General features: G+C 73.4%; 15 protein-coding genes and 1 pseudogene. 13 read left to right on the forward strand and 3 right to left on the reverse strand.

The window, feature by feature from the left end; genetic code table 11:
• Positions 1-401: 401 nt before the first annotated feature.
• From ssd to O7612_RS03175, 7 genes and pseudogenes are all read left to right on the forward strand, one after another.
• The gene (gene ssd / locus O7612_RS03145) at positions 402-1,505 is read left to right on the forward strand and encodes a septum site-determining protein Ssd (protein WP_282270279.1); all 1,104 of its coding nucleotides are present in this window, start codon (positions 402-404) and stop codon (positions 1,503-1,505) included.
• Positions 1,502-2,707, forward strand: a complete 1,206-nt coding sequence (locus tag O7612_RS03150) for a TadA family conjugal transfer-associated ATPase (protein ID WP_282270280.1) — start codon at positions 1,502-1,504, stop codon at positions 2,705-2,707. Before ssd ends, O7612_RS03150 begins: the two co-directional genes overlap by 4 nt.
• Entirely contained in the window at positions 2,704-3,825 is a 1,122-nt protein-coding gene (locus tag O7612_RS29465) for a hypothetical protein (protein ID WP_348774260.1), read from the forward strand. The genes O7612_RS03150 and O7612_RS29465 overlap by 4 nt, the downstream gene beginning before the upstream one ends.
• Complete coding sequence (locus O7612_RS03160; protein ID WP_282270281.1) at positions 3,825-4,550, forward strand: type II secretion system F family protein; 726 nt, start codon at positions 3,825-3,827, stop codon at positions 4,548-4,550. The genes O7612_RS29465 and O7612_RS03160 overlap by 1 nt, the downstream gene beginning before the upstream one ends.
• Before the next feature lie 24 nt (positions 4,551-4,574).
• Positions 4,575-4,742, forward strand: coding sequence for a DUF4244 domain-containing protein (locus tag O7612_RS03165; protein ID WP_013283643.1), 168 nt, complete (start codon positions 4,575-4,577; stop codon positions 4,740-4,742).
• Entirely contained in the window at positions 4,742-5,107 is a 366-nt protein-coding gene (locus tag O7612_RS03170; RefSeq protein WP_282270282.1) for a TadE family type IV pilus minor pilin, read from the forward strand. Before O7612_RS03165 ends, O7612_RS03170 begins: the two co-directional genes overlap by 1 nt.
• Positions 5,108-5,328: 221 nt before the next feature.
• A pseudogene (locus tag O7612_RS03175) lies at positions 5,329-5,691 on the forward strand (Rv3654c family TadE-like protein); the annotation flags it as partial.
• An 88-nt stretch (positions 5,692-5,779) separates the two neighbouring features.
• On the opposite strand, the gene O7612_RS03180 reads toward O7612_RS03175, so the two are convergent.
• From O7612_RS03180 to O7612_RS03190, 3 genes are all read right to left on the reverse strand, one after another.
• A complete protein-coding gene (locus O7612_RS03180; RefSeq protein WP_282270284.1) occupies positions 5,780-6,358 on the reverse strand; it encodes a hypothetical protein in 579 nt (192 codons plus the stop codon).
• Positions 6,359-6,561: 203 nt separating this feature from the next.
• Entirely contained in the window at positions 6,562-6,768 is a 207-nt protein-coding gene (locus tag O7612_RS03185) for a hypothetical protein (protein ID WP_282270286.1), read from the reverse strand.
• Between the two features lie 104 nt (positions 6,769-6,872).
• Positions 6,873-9,251 carry a DEAD/DEAH box helicase gene (locus tag O7612_RS03190; protein WP_282273777.1) on the reverse strand — a complete coding sequence of 793 codons (2,379 nt, stop codon included), beginning with the start codon at positions 9,249-9,251 and terminating at the stop codon, positions 6,873-6,875.
• Between the two features lie 197 nt (positions 9,252-9,448).
• On the opposite strand from O7612_RS03190, the gene O7612_RS03195 reads away from it, so the two are divergent.
• The 6 genes from O7612_RS03195 to topA all read left to right on the forward strand — a co-directional run bounded on the left by O7612_RS03195 (position 9,449) and on the right by topA (position 17,400).
• Positions 9,449-9,805 carry an STAS domain-containing protein gene (locus O7612_RS03195; RefSeq protein WP_067300370.1) on the forward strand — a complete coding sequence of 119 codons (357 nt, stop codon included), beginning with the start codon at positions 9,449-9,451 and terminating at the stop codon, positions 9,803-9,805.
• Positions 9,805-10,239 carry an ATP-binding protein gene (locus O7612_RS03200; RefSeq protein ID WP_282273778.1) on the forward strand — a complete coding sequence of 145 codons (435 nt, stop codon included), beginning with the start codon at positions 9,805-9,807 and terminating at the stop codon, positions 10,237-10,239. The genes O7612_RS03195 and O7612_RS03200 overlap by 1 nt, the downstream gene beginning before the upstream one ends.
• Before the next feature lie 313 nt (positions 10,240-10,552).
• Positions 10,553-12,913 (forward strand): sodium-translocating pyrophosphatase, encoded by a 2,361-nt coding sequence (locus tag O7612_RS03205; RefSeq protein ID WP_282270288.1) that lies wholly within the window; start codon positions 10,553-10,555, stop codon positions 12,911-12,913.
• A gap of 106 nt (positions 12,914-13,019) precedes the next feature.
• Positions 13,020-13,562 (forward strand): hypothetical protein, encoded by a 543-nt coding sequence (locus O7612_RS03210; protein WP_282270290.1) that lies wholly within the window; start codon positions 13,020-13,022, stop codon positions 13,560-13,562.
• Positions 13,553-14,155 (forward strand): hypothetical protein, encoded by a 603-nt coding sequence (locus tag O7612_RS03215; RefSeq protein ID WP_282270292.1) that lies wholly within the window; start codon positions 13,553-13,555, stop codon positions 14,153-14,155. The genes O7612_RS03210 and O7612_RS03215 overlap by 10 nt, the downstream gene beginning before the upstream one ends.
• A gap of 407 nt (positions 14,156-14,562) precedes the next feature.
• Complete coding sequence (gene topA, locus O7612_RS03220) at positions 14,563-17,400, forward strand: type I DNA topoisomerase (RefSeq protein WP_282270294.1); 2,838 nt, start codon at positions 14,563-14,565, stop codon at positions 17,398-17,400.
• The last annotated feature ends 270 nt before the right edge of the window (positions 17,401-17,670 follow it).

A 17,670-nucleotide genomic window follows, 5' to 3' on the forward strand; every position in this document is an offset into this window, starting at 1 on the left:
GGATGCCACCGTCGCGGTGGCGTGCGGTGACGATTATCGGCGTACGACGCGGTATGTCGTCAATGAGCCGGCTGGAGATAACAGGACTTTTTTTCGTGTTCGTTCCCCGGAGGTCACCCGGGTAGCGGCGTCGATCGGCCGTGACCGCGCGCCGGATGGACCGCCCGGGGTGTCTCCGGTGCTGGTCAGAGCCTCCTACCGGGCTCGTGCGGGCGACGGAAGGTGGAGCAGGGGACCGCCGGCACAGCCGTGGTGTCGGCCGCCGGCCGTAGCAGATCCACAGCGGCGGCGGGGGTTGTCCACAGGCCGTCCCGTTGTCCACAGGGCGGCCGGTCCGAGCGGCACGGACCCGGTCACCCGGCGCAGGGTCTGTCCAGCACCCCCGACCGCTGGAGGCCGTGATGCCACCCCGTACCTCCCTCTCGCCGCACCGACGACTACCGCTGCTGGTCACCTCCGACGGTGACCTCCTCGACGAACTGCTGCGACTCGCCGCGGCGGGCGGTACCGAGGTCGAGGTGGCCGCCGATCCGGCTGCCGCCCGCGCCCGCTGGCTGCCCAGCCCGCTGGTCCTGGTCGGCAGCGATCAGGCGCAGGCCTGCCTGCGGGCCCGGCTGCCCAAACGACCCCGCATGGTGCTGGTCGGGCGCTCGGGTCAGCTCGACCCGGGCTGGGAGATCGCCGAGCTGATCGGTGCCGAACACGTCGCCACCCTGCCCGCCGCCGAGCCGTGGCTGGTCGACCGGTTCACCGGATGCGCGCCGGGCGGTGACGCGGCCGGTCCCGCCCGGACGGTCGCGGTGCTCGGCGGTCGGGGTGGCGCCGGCGCGAGTGTCCTCGCCGGTGGTCTGGCGGTCACCGCCGCCCGCGCCCACCTGCGGACCCTGCTGGTCGACGCGGATCCGCTCGGCGGCGGCCTGGACCTGGTGCTCGGCTGGGAGGGGCTGGACGGTCTGCGGTGGCCGTCGCTCACCGACGCCGACGGGCGGGTCGACGCGCCCGCCCTGGTCCGCGCCCTGCCGCACCGGGGTGACCTGGTCGTCCTCTCCTGGGACCGGGGCGAGCCGATGGTCCTGCCCGCCCAGGCGATGGCCGCCACCGTGGACGCCGCGCGGCGCGGCCGGGACTTCGTGGTGATCGACCTTCCGCGCCAGCTCGACGACGCCGCCGTGATCGCGTTGCAGGCCGCCGACCAGGCGTACGTGGTGGTACCGGCCGAGCTGCGGGCCACCGCCGCGGCGACCCGGGTGGTCGCCGCGGCGGCCCCGCACTGCGCCACCCTGGGGGTGATCGTCCGGGGCCCCGCCCCCGGCCGGCTGAAAGCGACCGAGGTGGCCCGGGCGGTGGGGCTCCCGCTCGCCGGAACACTGCGCCCCGAACCGGCCCTGTGCCGGGGGCTGGAACGTGGCGAGGCACCGGCCGCCGCCGGCCACGGCCCGCTCGCCGCCCTCTGCCGCCGGTTGGTCACCGAGCTGACCGGCCTGCCCGTGCCGGGTGCCGCATGACCGGCCGCTCGGAGGAACTCGCCGCCCGGGTCCGGCAACGGATGGCCGACGCGGCCACCCCGGTCACCCCGGCGGCGATCGTCTCCGCCGTCCGCGCCGACCCGTCCGCCGCCGTCCTCGGCGACACCGCGGTGCTGCGGATCGCCGACCGGGTGCACGACGAACTGGTCGGTGCCGGGCCGCTCGCCCCGCTCCTGGAGGATCCGCAGGTCACCGACGTGCTGGTGAACGGCGTCCGGGTCTGGGTCGACCGGGGTGCCGGGCTGCGCCAGGTGGCGGTGCCGCTCGGCACGGTCGACGACGTACGCCGACTCGCCCAACGGCTCACCGCTGCCGCCGGGCGTAGGCTCGACGACGGCTCCCCGTACGCGGACGCGCGGCTGCCCGACGGCACCCGGCTGCACGCCGTGCTGCCCCCGGTGGCGACCGACGGCCCATACCTGTCGCTGCGCACCTTTCGGCACCGCCCGTTCACCCTCGACGAGCTGGTCCAGCGGGGCACGGTGCCGCGTCCGGTCGCGCCGGTGCTCGCCGCCCTGGTCGCTGCCCGGCTGGCGTACCTGGTGGTCGGCGGCACCGGCTCGGGCAAGACCACCCTGCTCAACACGATGCTGGGCCTGGTGCCGGCGACGGAACGCATCGTGCTGGTGGAGGACGCCGCCGAGCTGCGTCCGGTGCACCCGCACGTGGTCGGCCTCCAGGTCCGGACGGCCAATGTGGAGGGCACGGGCGTGGTCGGGCTGAGCGAGCTGGTCCGGCAGGCGTTACGGATGCGCCCCGACCGGCTGGTCGTCGGCGAGTGCCGGGGTGCGGAGGTGGTGGATCTGCTGGCAGCGCTCAACACCGGCCACGACGGCGGGGCGGGTACCCTGCACGCCAACACCCCGGCCGACGTGCCGGCCCGGCTGGAGGCGCTCGGGATGCTGGGCGGCCTTCCCCGGGCGGCGCTGCACGCCCAGGTCACCGCCGCACTCCAGGTGCTGGTCCAGGTCCGGCGGGGCCGGCACGGCCGGTTGGTGGAGTCGATCTGCCTGCTGCTGCCCCAGGGAGCCGACCGGCTGGTCACGGTGGTGCCGGCCTGGGTACGGGGACAGGGCGTCGGGCCGGCGTGGCCGGCATTGGCGGCCCTGTTGCAGGATCGGGGAGCGCCCGTCCCGCCCCCGGTCCACGACCCTCCGCCCGCTGCGGCGGGGCCGGCATGACAGCCGGGGCGTGGCCGGTGGTGGTGCTCCTGGCCGGTGCTGCCGTGGTGGTCGCCTGGCCGGTACGCAGCAGCCGTCGCCGTCGTCGGCGTGTGCTCGGTCCGCCACCGGATTCCGTCGGGTCGCCGGAGTCCGCCGGCCGGATGCGTCTCTTCGACTGGACCGTCCGCCGGAGGCGCACGGGTCTCGTCGGAGTGCCCGGCCCCACCGGGTCGATCGGGACCGGGATGTCCACCGGGGCAACCGGTGAGGACCCGGACCGGGGTGCCTCCGCCGTCGCCGACGGTCGACCGGCGACCGGTCGACGACCGCTGTGGTGGGTGGCAGCCGGCCGCCCGCGTCGGGTCGTACTGCTGGTCGGGTTTGTGGGCGCCGGCACGGGCGGGCTCACCGCCGGGCCTGTCGCCGCCGCCCTGCTGGCCGGCTACGGGATGCTCGCCGCCCGCGCCGCGTACCGACGCCGGGCTGCCGGGCGGATCGTCCGGGAACGCCGCCGCCGGTTGGACCTCCTCGGCGCGTTCGCCGCCGACCTGCGGGCCGGCCTGCCCGCTCCGACGCTCGATCCCCTCCATCCACCGTCCGCCGTCGACCTCCTGGCCGGTCCCGGCCCGGCTCCGGCCTTCGGGAGCCGCTCGACCGCCGGCCGCCGCCCGGAGGCCGGTCCGCCGACCGGCGGCGGCCGGGCCGGGAGCAGCGGCGTGCCGGTGGGGTTTCCCTCCGCGCCCCGGCTGGGCGAGATGACCCCGGGTGGTCCCGACGACGATCCGACCGGGACGGACCGGCTCGAACGGCTGGCCCGGTCGGCCGTCCGGCTCGCGGACCGGACCGGAGCCCCCCTGGCCGAACTCCTCGAACGGGTCGAGGCCGACGCCCGGGCGTTCGATCGGGGACTGGCCGGTGCCGCCGCCCAGGCGGCGGGTGCCAACGCCACCGCGCTGCTGCTGGCCGGGCTTCCGTTGGGCGGCATCGCACTCGGCTACGGCATCGGGGTCGACCCGCTGGTGGTGCTGCTGCACACCCCGGTGGGTGCCGGGTGCGCCTTGGCGGCCATGGGACTACAGGTCGGCGGGCTGCTCTGGGCCGAACGGTTGGGCACCACACCCGGCGGGAGGGGCTGATGTCCCCGTCGGTGTTGTCGGCCGGTTGCCTGGTCCTGGCCGCGCTGCTGGTCGCCGTTCGCGGTAACCGGGCTGGTCGGCGGTGGCACCTGCTCACCGGCCGACGCTCCGGCCGAGGCCGGTCGGACTGGTGGCCGGACCGGACGAGGCTCGGTGCCGGGCTGGCCGGGCTGGCGGTCCTGCTGCTGGTGGGCGGCTGGCCCGGGGTCCTGGCAGGAGCGTTGACCGCCCCGCTGGCAGACCGCCTGCTGCGACGCGTCGAGACCCCCGCCGCCCGGACGTGCCGGCTGCGGGAGGCCGCCGACCTGCCGCTCGCCGCCGATCTGCTCGCAGCGGCCATGCGCGCGGGTGCCCCGGTCGACCGGTCCGTGCTCGCGGTGGCCGACGCGTTGGACGGTCCGCTGGCGGCCCGGCTCGGCCGGATCGGGCGGACACTGCTGCTCGGTGGTGAGCCACGGGAGGCCTGGGCGCACCTCACCCCGGTGCCCGGGGCGGACCGGGTGGTCGGTGCCGCGCTGCGTTCCTCCCGCAGTGGTGCGGCGCTCGCCGGTGCCCTCACCCGGGTCGCCGACGACCTGCGGGCCGACCGGTCCACGGCGGCGGAGGCGTCCGCCCGCCGGGCCGGCGTGCTGATCGTGCTGCCGCTCGGCCTGTGCTTCCTGCCGGCCTTCATTCTCGCCGGCCTGGTGCCGGTGATCGTCGCCGTCCTCGGCGACGTGCTGTGAACCATCATCGAGAAGGGACGACAGATGCGTAAACTCCTCACCCGGCTGCGCGGGGACGCGGGAATGAACACCGCCGAGTACGCGGTGGGCACCCTCGCCGCCGTGGCCTTCGCCGGCATCCTGCTCAAGGTGCTCACCTCGGGGAACGTCCAGTCGGCGTTGACCGCTGTCATCGACCGGGCGTTGAAGTGATGCCGCGCCGGCCGGCCGGTGCGGACCGGGGCTCGTTCACCGCCGAACTGGCGGCCGGTCTGCCGGCGCTGCTCCTGCTCCTGCTCGCCGGGCTCACCGCCACCGACGCGGTCACCACGAAGGCGGCCTGCCTGGACGCGGCCCGGGAGGCGGCGCTCGCCGCCTCCCGGGGCGGCGACGGCGTCAGCGCGGGCACCCGGATCGCCCCTGCGTCGGCGACCGTCTCGGTCGCAGTGGACGCGGACCGGGTGACCGCGACGGTACGCGCCCCCGTCCGGGCGCTCGGAGCACGGTTGCCCCGGCTTACGGTCGAGGCCAGCACGATCGCCGCCGTCGAACCGGGTGCAGCGGAGCCCGGACGGTGACCCCCGTCGCCACCCGGCCCGGCGACCGCGCCGAAATTCTCTCCGTGCCCGGCGACCGCTCCAACGGTCCATCCGGGGCCGACGCCCGCGCCCTCCGCGACGCAAGCGCAGGTGAGCGGCCGTGGTCCGGTCGGTCGTCGATTCAGCCCGGTGGGTGGCGGCAGCGCCGCGAGGGTCGGCGGGATGTCGACACGCAACCCGGTGGGCGGCAGCAGCGCTGCGAGGGTCGGCGGGACGTCGGCGCGGACCGGGGTGGGGCCAGTGTTCTGCTGCTCGCCATCGGCATGGTGTTCGTGCTGGTGGGTGGGTTCGGGGCGGCGATCGGCACGGCCCGGCTGGCCCGGCACCAGGCCCGAGTGGGTGCCGACTTCGGGGCATTGGCCGGGGCGGGCCGGGCGTGGCAGGGTGTCGAGCCGGCCTGTACGACCGCCGGGGAGGTCGTCCGCGCCAACGCCGCCCGGTTGGTGACCTGCCAGGTGGACGGGCTCGACGTGGTGGTCACGGTCGAGGTGGCGGTCACCCCGCTGCCGGGGCTCCGCCGGTCCGCCACCGCCACCGCCCGCGCCGGACCGGTCCGTGGCTGAGCACGGGGGACGCAGGCACCGGTGGGCGGGCCGACCGCTGTCCCGGGGGGCGTGGCGCGCAGTCGCGCACCCCGGGACAGCCGGCGGGTCAGCGGCCCTGGAGCGCGTCCAGACCGATGGCCATGGCGATCACCAGGCGACGGTCGATCTGCGGGTGCGGCACCTCGACGACGTAGCGGTCCCGCAGGCCCCACTGCTTGATCACCGAGAAGACCGGCTGGCCGCCGGCGGTGAAGTCGAAGTGGTACGGCAGCCACGACAGCGAGTCGACGAACCGGCGCAGCAGCGCCACCGGCATGCTGCGTTCCTGACCGGTGATCTGCGGCAGTCCGGCCTGCTCGACATGCCAGGTGGAGCGGAACAGCGACTGGGTGAAGTCCTTGCGGAACAGCCCGATCGGCGTGCCGGCATGGTCGGTCACGTCGTACGTGGCACCGAGGTCGAGCCGCTGACGGGCCTTGAAGCCGAGCAGTGGCTGCTGCTTGGAGTCGTCGGTGTAGATGGTGACCTGCTCCTTGAAGGCGAGCCGCTTCTGCTGCGCGAACGCCAGGAGCGCGCCCTCGGTGCCGTCCGCCGCCACGGCCCGGACCTCGTACTGGTTGACCATCATCCGAATCCGCTGCCGAACGTGGAACTGGTGCTGTGCCTGCAAACTGTCCAGTTGCATGAAAACTCCTCCGAAGGGTGCGCCGGAGTCTCGCACAGCCCGCTGGTCAGCGCCCGTCGACCAGCATCCGCCGGCCAGCGCCACCGGCCGGCATCCGCCGACCGGGGCCTACTGGTCACGCCCGTCGGCAGCACCACCGCCCACCGCGAACCGGCCACCGGTCAACGCCCACCGGCCACCGGTCAACGCCCACCGGTCACCGGTCAGCGTCCGTCGGCGGCGGTCGCCTTCAGTGCCCAGGTGTTGAGCACCTGGTGGATGCCGCGCAGGCGTTCGTTGATCTGGTCCAGGCGTTCCGCCTGGGCCAGGCTGGCCAGCGCGGCACCCAGCGCGATCAACTGGTCGGGAGTGAGGTTTTCCTGGTCGATGGTGTAGAGCAGGTCGACGGTCTCGGCAATGGTGTCGGCCACGGCTTCTCCTCCGGGTCGGGAAGAACGGCAGGGTCGGCGGTAAGGCGCACTTCCCAGTATCGATGGAAGCGCTCCCATGCATCAATGCCCACATGTTCCCCGACTCAAGCGTGATCCGGAAGGCGGGAGCGGTGAACTGTCTGTCTGGGTGGTGCGGAGGGCTCACCGGGAAGGTGGGTCAGGACCACGTCGAGGACCCTCACCGCATCCGGCTTGGACAGCGGGTTGTTGCCGTTACCGCACTTCGGGGACTGGACGCAGGACGGGCAGCCCGTCTCGCAGCCGCACTCGACGATGGCGTCCCGGGTGGCGCCCAGCCAGGCCGCCGCCGTCCGGTAGGCCCGCTCGGCGAACCCGGCCCCGCCGGGGTGGCCGTCGTAGACGAACACGGTGGGCGCCTCGGTGTCCGGGTGCAGGGCGGTGGACAGCCCGCCGATGTCCCACCGGTCACAGGTGGCCATCAGTGGCAGCAGCCCGATCGCGGCGTGTTCGGCGGCGTGCAGGGCGCCCGGTACGTCCGCCGTCTCGACGCCGGCCGCCGCCAGCGACTGCGGGGAGAGCGTGAACCAGACCGCGACGGTCCGCAGTTCCCGGGCCGGCAGGTCCAGCGGCCGGGTGTCGATCACCTCGCCGGTGGCGATCCGGCGACGCTGGTAGGAGACCACCTGGCTGGTCACGTCCACCTCGCCGAGGAAGAGTCCGACCGGCCCGGCGTCCAGGTAGGAGCGGACCGACACCACGGAGAGCGAGGTGACGTCCCGGGCGTGGGTGGACCAGTCCGGCTCCTCGGGGTGCACCAGCGCGCATCCGTCGTCGAGGTCCAGCGCGTCGACCAGGTACGACACGCCCTGGTGCAGGTAGACCGCCCCCGGGTGGACGAGGAAGTGCGCCGAGCCGCCGTCGACGGTGCCGAGCAGCCGCCCGGTGGACGCCTCCACCACGCAGACCGGCGAGCCGCCCTCGCCCCGCAGGTCGATCTCGGGCCGCTCCCGGTGCCGCCAGTACCAGCCGGTGGGGCGCTGCCGCAGGTCGCCGGCCTGGACCAGGTGGTCGACGGCCTCCTTCGCTCCGTCGCCGAAGAGTTCCAGGTCGGCCGGGGTGAGCGGGGACTCGGCGGCGGCGCAGGCGAGCTGCGGGGTGAGCACGTACGGGTTGGCCGGATCGAGCACCGTCGCCTCGACCGGGCGGCCGAACAGCGCCTCCGGATGGTGCACCAGGTAGGTGTCGAGCGGGTCGTCCCGGGCCACCAGCACGGCGAGCGCCTCGTCGCCGGAACGCCCGGCCCGCCCGGCCTGTTGCCAGAGCGATGCCCGGGTGCCGGGCCAGCCGCAGATCAGCACCGCGTCCAGCCCGACCAGGTCGACGCCGAGTTCCAGCGCGTTGGTGGAGGCCAGCCCGAGCAGGTCGCCGTGGAGCACCGCCCGTTCCAGTTCCCGGCGTTCCTCGCGGAGGTAGCCGCCCCGGTAGGCGGCCACCCGCTCGCCGAGGCCGGGCACCGCCTCGTCCAGCGCCCGCCGGGCGTTCGCCGCGACCACCTCCGCGCCGCGCCGGGACCGGACGAACGCGAGCGTGCGTACCCCCGCGGCGACGGTGTCGGCGAGCAGGTCGGCGGTCTCCCGCAGCGCCGACCTACGGACCTGGACGAGGTCCGCCGTCCTGGCGTCGGCGTCGGCCGGCGGTGGCAGCAGTGGTGGTTCCCAGAGCGCGAAGGTGACGCCACCGCGTGGCGAGGCGTCCTCGGTGACGGCGGTGACGGGCAGGCCGGTGAGCCGTCCGGCGGTCACCGCCGGTTCGCCCGACGTCGCCGAGGCGAGCAGGAAGACGGGGGTACGGCCGAACTGGGCGCACCGGCGACGCAACCGCCGCAGCACGTGCGCCACGTGCGAGCCGAAGACGCCCCGGTAGGTGTGGCACTCGTCGACGACGACGTACGTCAGTCGGCGCAGGAACCCCGACCAGTGCGCGTGCCCGGGGAGGATGCCGTGGTGCAGCATGTCCGGGTTGGTGAGCACGAACCGGGAGTGCCGCCGGATCCACTCCCGTTCGGCGCGCGGGGTGTCCCCGTCGTAGCAGGCGGGGCGTACCCCGTCGAGGTCCAGGCCCGCGACGGCGCGGAGCTGGTCGGCGGCGAGGGCCTTGGTGGGGGCCAGGTAGAGCACCGTGGCCCGGGGGTCGGCGAGCAGCGTGGCCAGCGCCGGGAGCTGGTACGCCAGGGACTTGCCGGACGCGGTGCCGGTGGCGACCACGACGTGCTGCCCGGCGTACGCCAGCTCGGCGGTCTCGGCCTGGTGCCGCCAGGGGGCGGTGACGCCGCGTCGGGCGAACGCCGCCCGCAGTTCCTCGGGTGCCCAGTGTGGCCAGGGCGTCTGCTGCCCGGCGCGGGCCGGCACCCGCTCGACGTGGGTGACCGGGTCGGCCGGGTGCCGGGTACGCAGCCGGTCCAACAGCTCGGCCGGGTGCCGGGTGGGCAGCCGGTCCGACAGCTCGGCCGGCGGTCGGCCGGTGCCGGAGGCTGCGGTGGCGGGGGCTGCGGGATCCACGTCCTGCACTCTCGCACTGGTGTTCGGTGCTGAACAACCGGGCCGGTGGGTATGGAGGAGCTCCGCCGGTGACCTCGCCGGGGCCTGTGGCGGGGATGGTTAGATGCCCAGGAGAGTTTACGGCTCTCGGAGGAGGACTGATGGAGCTGTCGCTGGCGACCCGCACCGTGGGGGAGCACACGGTGCTCGAGGTCGGCGGTGAGGTGGACGTCTACACCGCACCTCGACTGCGCGAACGGCTCCTGGAGTTGATCGACGGCGGGGCCCGGCGGGTGGTCGTGGACCTGGGTCGGGTGGACTTCCTCGACTCCACGGGCCTGGGCGTGCTGGTCGGCGCCCTGAAGCGGCTGCGTTCGGCCGGGGGTTCCTTCGCCCTGGTCTGCGGCAAGGAGCCGCTGCTGAAGATCTTCCGGATCACCGCGCTGGACCAGGTCTTCCCCCTGCACCCGACGGTGGACGCGGCGGTCGCCGCCGACCCCGCCGGCTCCGGCGCGTGATGGCGACGGTCCGGCTCTCCTTCTCGCCGGCCCCGGTGCACGTGCGCACCGCCCGTCTGGTCGGTGTCGCGGTGGCCCGTCGGGCCGGGGTCCGGGAGGACCTGCTCGACGAGGTGCGGTTGGCCATCGGTGAGGCGTGCACCCGGGCGGTGGCCCTGCACCATCAGTACGGCCTGACCGATCCCGTGCTGGTGGAGATGTCGGACTCCGGGGCGTACGCGGTGCGGGTGGTGGACCGGGCGCCGATCGAGGCGGGGCTGGGCCTGGCCGCGTTGAACGCCGACGAGCTGGCCAACGAGACGCTGACCGACGAGGCGTTGACCACCGGCGTGGGATTCGCGCTGCTCGCGGGTTTCGTGGAGGACCTTCAGGTCCGTCCGGTGGCCGAGGGGATCGGGACCGAGGTCCGGATGGTGTGGCCGGTCGGCGGCTGACCTCACGTTCTGTTCACGAGGCCGTGACCCACGGGGGTCGCGGCCTCGTGGTCGTGATGGTCTCCTATATCAGATTTTTCCTCATAACACAGTTACGAAGATCATCCGAACACGGCGTCCCCCTCATGTGACCTCCAACACTGGCCAGGGCTACAGTCTGTGAGTTGTCAGCACGTGACCCTTCCGGCAACCAGCGGATATGGATGTTGATCATCTTTTGTCGGCGCAGGTCGGGGCGCGTGCGCCACCGCATCCAGGCGTCGGTCATACGTCCACTGGCCGACGCGACAGTGTTCGGCACAGGAGGACACAGATGTCCGGGACTTTCGCCGCCGACAGCGGCGCGCTGTCCCTTACCGGAGCAAACCTGACGTACGTCGTCATCGCCGCGGTCATCGCGTTGGTGGCACTCGTCTTCGCCGCCGCCTTGACCAAGGCCGTGCTGGCAGCCGGTAAGGGCACCACCAACATGCAGGAGATCTCCGGCGCGGTGCAGGAGGGCGCCTCCGCCTATCTGCTCCGGCAGTTCAGGACGTTGGCGATCTTCGTGGTCATCGCCGTCGTGCTGCTCTTCCTGCTGCCGGTGCACGACACCGACGGCAGCGAACTGGCGGTGAAGATCGGCCGGTCGGCGTTCTTCGTGGTCGGCGCCCTGTTCAGCGCGTTCATCGGCGGTGCCGGGATGTGGCTGGCCACCCGGGCCAACCTGCGGGTCGCCGCCGCGGCCCGGGAGGCGGCCGGCGGCCGGGAGGCCGCCATGAAGATCGCCTTCCGCACCGGTGGCGTGGTCGGCTTCCTCACCGTCGGCCTCGGCCTGTTCGGCGCGGCGCTGGTGGTCGGCCTCTTCAAGGGCGACGCACCGACCGTGCTGGAGGGCTTCGGCTTCGGCGCGGCGCTGCTCGCCATGTTCATGCGGGTCGGCGGCGGCATCTTCACCAAGGCCGCCGACGTCGGCGCCGACCTGGTCGGCAAGGTCGAGCAGGGCATCCCCGAGGACGACCCGCGCAACGCCGCCACCATCGCCGACAACGTGGGCGACAACGTGGGCGACTGCGCCGGCATGGCCGCCGACCTCTTCGAGTCGTACGCGGTCACGCTGGTCGCCGCGCTGATCCTCGGCCGGGCCGCGTTCGGCGAGGACGGCCTGGTCTTCCCGCTGATCATCTCCACCATCGGGGTGCTGATCGCCATCGTCGGGGTCTTCATCACCCGGCTGCGCGCCTCCGACCGCAACGGCCTGACCGCCATCAACCGGGCCTTCTACCTCTCCGCGCTGCTCTCCGCGGTCCTGGTCGCGATCGCCGCCTTCCTCTACCTCCCGGCCACCTTCGGGGAGCTGGAGGGCGGGCTCACCGACGTCGACCAGAACCCGCGCGTGGTCGCCATCGGCGCGGTCGTCATCGGCATCGTGCTGGCCGCCGCCATCCAGGCGCTGACCGGTTACTTCACCGAGACCAACCGCCGCCCGGTGCAGGACATCGGCAAGAGTTCGCAGACCGGCCCGGCCACCGTCATCCTCGCCGGCATCAGCGTCGGCCTGGAGTCGGCGGTCTACTCGGCGCTGCTGATCGGTGCCGGTGTCTTCGGCGCGTTCCTGCTCGGCGGCAGCTCCATCACCCTGTCGCTGTTCGCGGTGGCGCTGGCCGGCACCGGCCTGCTCACCACCGTCGGCGTGATCGTCGCGATGGACACCTTCGGCCCGATCTCCGACAACGCGCAGGGTGTGGCCGAGATGTCCGGCGACATCGACGAGAACGGCGCCCGGATCCTCACCGAGCTGGACGCGGTCGGCAACACCACCAAGGCGATCACCAAGGGCATCGCGATCGCCACCGCCGTGCTCGCGGCCACCGCGTTGTTCGGCTCGTACACCGACACGCTGCGGACCGCGTACTCCGACGCGGGGGTGGGGGACGTCGGCACCGAGATCCTCAACGCGCTCAACGTGGCCAACCCGCGCAACCTGGTCGGTCTGATCATCGGCGCGGCGGTCGTCTTCCTCTTCTCCGGGCTGGCCATCAACGCGGTGTCCCGCTCGGCCGGCGCGGTGGTGATGGAGGTCCGCCGGCAGTTCCGCGAGCTGCCCGGCATCATGGACCGCACCCAGCGCCCCGAGTACGGCAAGGTCGTCGACATCTGCACCCGGGACGCGCAGCGCGAGCTGATGACCCCCGGTCTGCTGGCCATCCTCGCCCCGATCGCGGTCGGCTTCGGCCTCGGGCCGGGCGCGTTGGCGTCGTACCTGGCCGGGGCGATCGGGGCGGGCACCCTGATGGCGGTCTTCCTGTCCAACTCCGGTGGGGCCTGGGACAACGCCAAGAAGCTCGTCGAGGACGGTTCCTACGGCGGCAAGGGCTCCGAGTCGCACTCCGCGACGGTCATCGGCGACACCGTCGGTGACCCGTTCAAGGACACCGCCGGCCCGGCGATCAACCCGCTGATCAAGGTGATGAACCTGGTCTCGCTGCTGATCGCGCCGGCCGTGGTGGCCTGGAGCGTCGGCGACGACCGGAACACCCCGCTGCGCCTGGCGATCGCGGTGGTCGCCACCCTGATCGTGGTCGCCGCGGTGGTGTTCAGCAAGCGTAAGGGCGTCGCGATGGACTCCACCCCGGACGGTGGGGGCACCGGTTCGGGTAACGACCCCGAGCGGGTCGAACCGGCCAACGTCTGAGTGACGACGCAGCGGGTTCCCGGCCGTCCGGGAACCCGCTGCGCGGGCCGACCAGCGCGAAACCTGATCGCTGGCACAATCGCGCGAAGGCCGTACGCTGCATCGCATGCGTACGTGTCGGGCGAGTGCCGCCGGAAAGCTCACGGTGGTCCTCGCCACGCTCGTACTCGTCGTCGCCGGCTGCGGCGGCGGGCCCACCCCCCGGGCGTGGGCGGCCTCGGTCTGCGAGGCGCTCACCCCGTGGCGGGCCGAGATCAGCAAGCTCACCAGCAGCACCCACCAGCAGATGACCGCGCAGACCACCCCGGCACAGGCGAAGGAGAACCTGGTGCGGCTCTTCGCCGGTGCCGAGCAGGCCAGCGAGACGGCCCGCCGCCGGATCGCCGACGCCGGCATCCCGGAGACCGACCGGGGCGAGGAGGTGTCGAAGGCGTTCCGGGCGGCCCTGGAACGGATCAGGGACGCCTACGGACACGCCGGGGACACCATCGACGCCCTGGACACCGGGCAGGCCACCGCCTTCTACGACGGGGTCCAGGCCGCCGTCGACAAGCTCAACCAGGAGTACGACGCGAGCGCGCTGGACACCGGGCGGCTCAACTCGACAGAGCTCAAGCAGGCCTTCGACGAGGTTCCGGAGTGTCGCTGAGGCGTACCGACCCGCCCGGGGAACCGGTGCGTCAGTTGTCGCTGTTCGGCACGGAGGCGGCCGATCCCACCGTCGCCGACCTGGCCGGGCTGCTCGCCGGGCCGGGAGAGGTGCACCGGATGGGGCGCACCGCCCGGCTGTCCGTCGAGGTCGACGCGGCCTGGCGGGTGCACGTGCTCGTCGCCGAACTCGCCCGGCGAGGGCTCGCGGCGGGCTGGGAGGCGACCGGGGAGCAGCGTTACCGGGTGCGTACCTCGTACCTGACCACCCTGGCCCCGCTGGCGACGGCCTGGCTGGCCGGTGGGGTCAAGCGTCCGCCCGCCCACTTCCACCTGCACGGGCGGCGGCTGCGTCTCTGGCTGGCCGCCGCCGGCGCGGCCGACGACGCGGGCCTGCTGCTGCGCCTGGACCGTCGGGACGAGCCGTGGTGGCCGGTGGTGCGGGCCGCGCTCGCCGCGGTGGGCCTGCCGGCGGCGCTGCTGGAGCCGGACGCGGGCGGGCCGGCGTACCGGATCGGCGGCCGGCGGTTGGCCCGACTGGCCGAGCTGGTCGGCGACCGCCCGACGGCCGCCCCCGCCGACCTCTGGCCGTGACGGCTCCGGCCGTGACGGCTCCGACCGTGACGGCTCCGACCGTGACCGCCCGACCGTGACCGCTCCGGCCGTGACCGCCCGGCCGTGACGGTGGACTGTCCGATCAAGGACAGTGTTGCGGACGGTACACTGCTCGTCTCACTCTGTGAACAACGGGGTTGGCCCAGGTCGGAGGGCTGTCATCGTCACCGTGGCCCACTTCCGGCCCTACCCACGGTGTACGGTGGCGCCGTCCGGCCGCTGCGGCCGGCGCGGCGTCGGTGGTGCCGCCGCGCGGACGCTGTTTGCCGCCCCCGGGACCCGGAACCCGGGCGGCGCGTTACGTTGGACATCCGGACCGAGGGTGGTCCGGCGGGCGCAACACGGCCCGAATCGGGACCGGAGCAGGAGTGAGGTCGGGGAGAGACGTGCCGAGCAGCGCTGGAACCACCCGTCTGGTCATCGTCGAGTCACCGGCGAAGGCCAAGACGATCTCGGGCTACCTCGGCCCGGGGTACGTCGTGGAGGCCAGCTTCGGCCACGTCCGGGACCTGCCCCGCAACGCCGCCGACGTGCCGGCCAAGTACAAGGGCGAGCCGTGGGCCCGGCTCGGGGTGGACGTGGACAACGGCTTCCACGCCCTCTACGTCGTCTCCGCCGACCGTAGGCAGCAGATCAGCAAGCTGGTGAAGCTGGCCAAGGAGGTCGACGAGATCTTCCTGGCCACGGACGAGGACCGCGAGGGCGAGGCGATCGCCTGGCACCTGGTGGAGACCCTCAAGCCCAAGGTGCCGGTCAAGCGGATGGTCTTCCACGAGATCACCAAGCCGGCCATCCAGGCCGCGGTGGCCAACCCGCGGGAGATCGACCGGGATCTGGTCGACGCCCAGGAGGCCCGCCGCATCCTCGACCGGCTGTACGGCTACGAGGTCTCCCCGGTGCTGTGGAAGAAGGTCATGCCGCGGCTCTCGGCGGGCCGGGTGCAGTCCGTGGCGACCCGGATCGTGGTCGAGCGGGAACGCCAGCGGATGGCCTTCCGCACCGCCGAGTACTGGGACATCCTCGCCACCCTGGCGGTGGCGAAGCCGGGCGACGGCCCGCGCACCTTCAACGCCACCCTGGTCGCGCTGAACGGTGACCGGATCGCCACCGGCAAGGACTTCGAGCCCACCACCGGCAAGGTACGCCCCGGCGCCGGCGTGGTGCACCTCGACGAGAGCGGGGCGCGGGGCCTGGCCGCCCGCCTCGACGGGCGGCCGTTCACCGTCACCCGGGTCGAGGAGAAGCCCTACCGCCGCCGCCCGTACGCGCCGTTCATCACCTCCACCCTCCAGCAGGAGGCGGCCCGCAAGATGCGGTTCTCGTCGCAGCAGACGATGCGCACCGCGCAGCGGCTCTACGAGAACGGCTACATCACCTACATGCGTACCGACTCGGTGAACCTCTCCGAGACGGCCATCGCGGCGGCCCGCCGGCAGATCGTCGAGCTGTACGGCGAGCGCAGCGTGCCGCCGGAGCCGCGCCGCTACACCGGCAAGGTGAAGAACGCCCAGGAGGCGCACGAGGCGATCCGCCCGGCGGGGGACAACTTCCGTACCCCGGGCGACGTGGCCAAGGAGCTGTCCGGCGAGGAGTTCAAGCTCTACGAGCTGATCTGGCGGCGCACCATCGCCTCGCAGATGACCGACGCGGTCGGCTCCAGCGTCTCGGTGCGCATCCGGGCGGTCTCCGCCGCCCAGGAGGAGGCCGACTTCGGCGCGACCGGCAAGACCATCACCGACCCGGGCTTCCTGCGCGCGTACGTCGAGTCCAGCGACGACGAGAACGCCGAGGCGGAGGACGCCGAGCGGCGGCTGCCCACCCTGGTCAAGGACCAGCCGCTGACCGCCGACGAGCTGGCCGCGCAGGGCCACCACACCCAGCCGCCGTCGCGCTACACCGAGGCGTCGCTGGTCAAGGCGCTGGAGGAGCTGGGGATCGGCCGCCCGTCGACGTACGCGTCGATCATGCAGACGATCCAGGACCGGGGCTACGTCACCAAGCGTGGCCAGGCGATGATCCCGACGTTCCTGGCGTTCGCGGTGATCGGGCTGATGGAGCGGCACTACCCGCGTCTGATCGACTACGACTTCACCGCCAGCATGGAGAACGAGCTGGACGAGATCGCCGGGGGCGACCACGCCGCCGTCGACTTCCTCACCGCGTTCTACTTCGGCAGCAGCAACGGCACCGGCGACCAGGCCATCGCCCACGCGGGCGGGCTGAAGAAGCTGGTCACCGAGAACCTCAGTGAGATCGACGCGCGCAGCGTCAACTCGATCCCGCTGCACACCGACGACGAGGGGCGCGAGGTCGTCGTCCGGGTCGGCCGGTTCGGGCCGTACCTGCAGCGGGCACTGCCCGGTGAGCAGCCGATGCCGAAGGCCGACGGCGAGGAGGGCGGCGGCCAGGGCGACCGCGCCCCGATCCCGGAGGGGCTGGCCCCCGACGAGCTGACCCCGGAGAAGGTGCACGAGCTGTTCCTCGGCGGTGGCGGCGAGCGCAAACTCGGCGACGACCCGGCCACCGGCGAACCCATCGTGCTCAAGTCCGGCCGGTTCGGCCCGTACGTCGCCAGCGGCGAGCGCAAGTCGTCCCTGCTGCGGACGCAGACCCCGGACTCGCTCACCCTCGACGAGGCGTTGAAGCTGCTCAGCCTGCCCCGGGTGATCGGGGTCGCCCCGGACGGCGCCGAGGTGGTCGCGAACAACGGCCGCTACGGCCCGTACGTCAAGCGCGGTGACGAGTTCCGCTCGCTGGACTCGGAAGACAAGATGTTCACCGTCACCCTCGACGAGGCGCTGGCCCTGCTGGCCGCCCCGAAGACCCGCCAGCGTCGGGCCGCCGCGCCTCCGCTGCGCGAGATGGGCGTCGACCCGCTGACCGAGAAGCCACTGGTGATCAAGGACGGCCGGTTCGGGCCGTACGTCACCGACGGGGAGTTCAACGCGTCGCTGCGGCGCGGGCAGACCCCGGAGGAGCTGACCATCGAGCAGGCGTCGGAGATGCTGGCCGAGAAGCGGGCCAAGGGTCCGGCACCGAAGAAGGCGGCGGCGAGGAAGACGACGGCCAAGAAGGCCCCGGCCAAGAAGGCGACCGCGACCAAGGCGACGGCGACGAAGAAGACCGCCGCCGCGAAGTCCACGGTCGCCAAGAAGACCACCACCGCCAAGGCCACCACCGCCAAGAAGGCCGCCCCCCGCAAAGCCGCCACCACCACCGAGTAACCCTCCGGACTGCCGACTGCCGACTGCCGACTGCCGACTGCCGACTGCCGACTGCCGACTGCCCGCGCTGGCCGCCGACCGCCGAGCCGATTGCCGGCTGCTGGCTGCCGGCTGCCGGGCGTCGGCTGTTGAGCCTCGGCTGTCCGCGTCGGCTGCTGGGCCTCGGCCGCCTGCGTCGGCTGTCCGCGTCGGCTGCCTGATGTCGAGCGCCGAGCCGACTGCCGTGTCGATGGCCGACTGCCGTGGCGTGTGGTCGCTCGCGGGGGTGTC

It is taken from the genome of Micromonospora sp. WMMD987, assembly GCF_029581435.1.
Taxonomy (GTDB): Bacteria; Actinomycetota; Actinomycetes; order Mycobacteriales; family Micromonosporaceae; genus Micromonospora; species Micromonospora rifamycinica.

What these genes read in the sequence shown, in the direction of transcription:
- ssd (WP_282270279.1), top strand. Translation starts at nt 402, where the DNA reads ATGCCACCCCGTACCTCCCTCTCGCCGCACCGACGACTACCGCTGCTG.
- O7612_RS03150 (WP_282270280.1), top strand. Translation starts at nt 1,502, where the DNA reads ATGACCGGCCGCTCGGAGGAACTCGCCGCCCGGGTCCGGCAACGGATG.
- O7612_RS29465 (WP_348774260.1), top strand. Translation starts at nt 2,704, where the DNA reads ATGACAGCCGGGGCGTGGCCGGTGGTGGTGCTCCTGGCCGGTGCTGCC.
- O7612_RS03160 (WP_282270281.1), top strand. Translation starts at nt 3,825, where the DNA reads ATGTCCCCGTCGGTGTTGTCGGCCGGTTGCCTGGTCCTGGCCGCGCTG.
- O7612_RS03165 (WP_013283643.1), top strand. Translation starts at nt 4,575, where the DNA reads ATGCGTAAACTCCTCACCCGGCTGCGCGGGGACGCGGGAATGAACACC.
- O7612_RS03170 (WP_282270282.1), top strand. Translation starts at nt 4,742, where the DNA reads ATGCCGCGCCGGCCGGCCGGTGCGGACCGGGGCTCGTTCACCGCCGAA.
- O7612_RS03180 (WP_282270284.1), bottom strand. Translation starts at nt 6,358, where the DNA reads ATGCAACTGGACAGTTTGCAGGCACAGCACCAGTTCCACGTTCGGCAG.
- O7612_RS03195 (WP_067300370.1), top strand. Translation starts at nt 9,449, where the DNA reads ATGGAGCTGTCGCTGGCGACCCGCACCGTGGGGGAGCACACGGTGCTC.
- O7612_RS03200 (WP_282273778.1), top strand. Translation starts at nt 9,805, where the DNA reads ATGGCGACGGTCCGGCTCTCCTTCTCGCCGGCCCCGGTGCACGTGCGC.
- O7612_RS03205 (WP_282270288.1), top strand. Translation starts at nt 10,553, where the DNA reads ATGTCCGGGACTTTCGCCGCCGACAGCGGCGCGCTGTCCCTTACCGGA.
- O7612_RS03210 (WP_282270290.1), top strand. Translation starts at nt 13,020, where the DNA reads ATGCGTACGTGTCGGGCGAGTGCCGCCGGAAAGCTCACGGTGGTCCTC.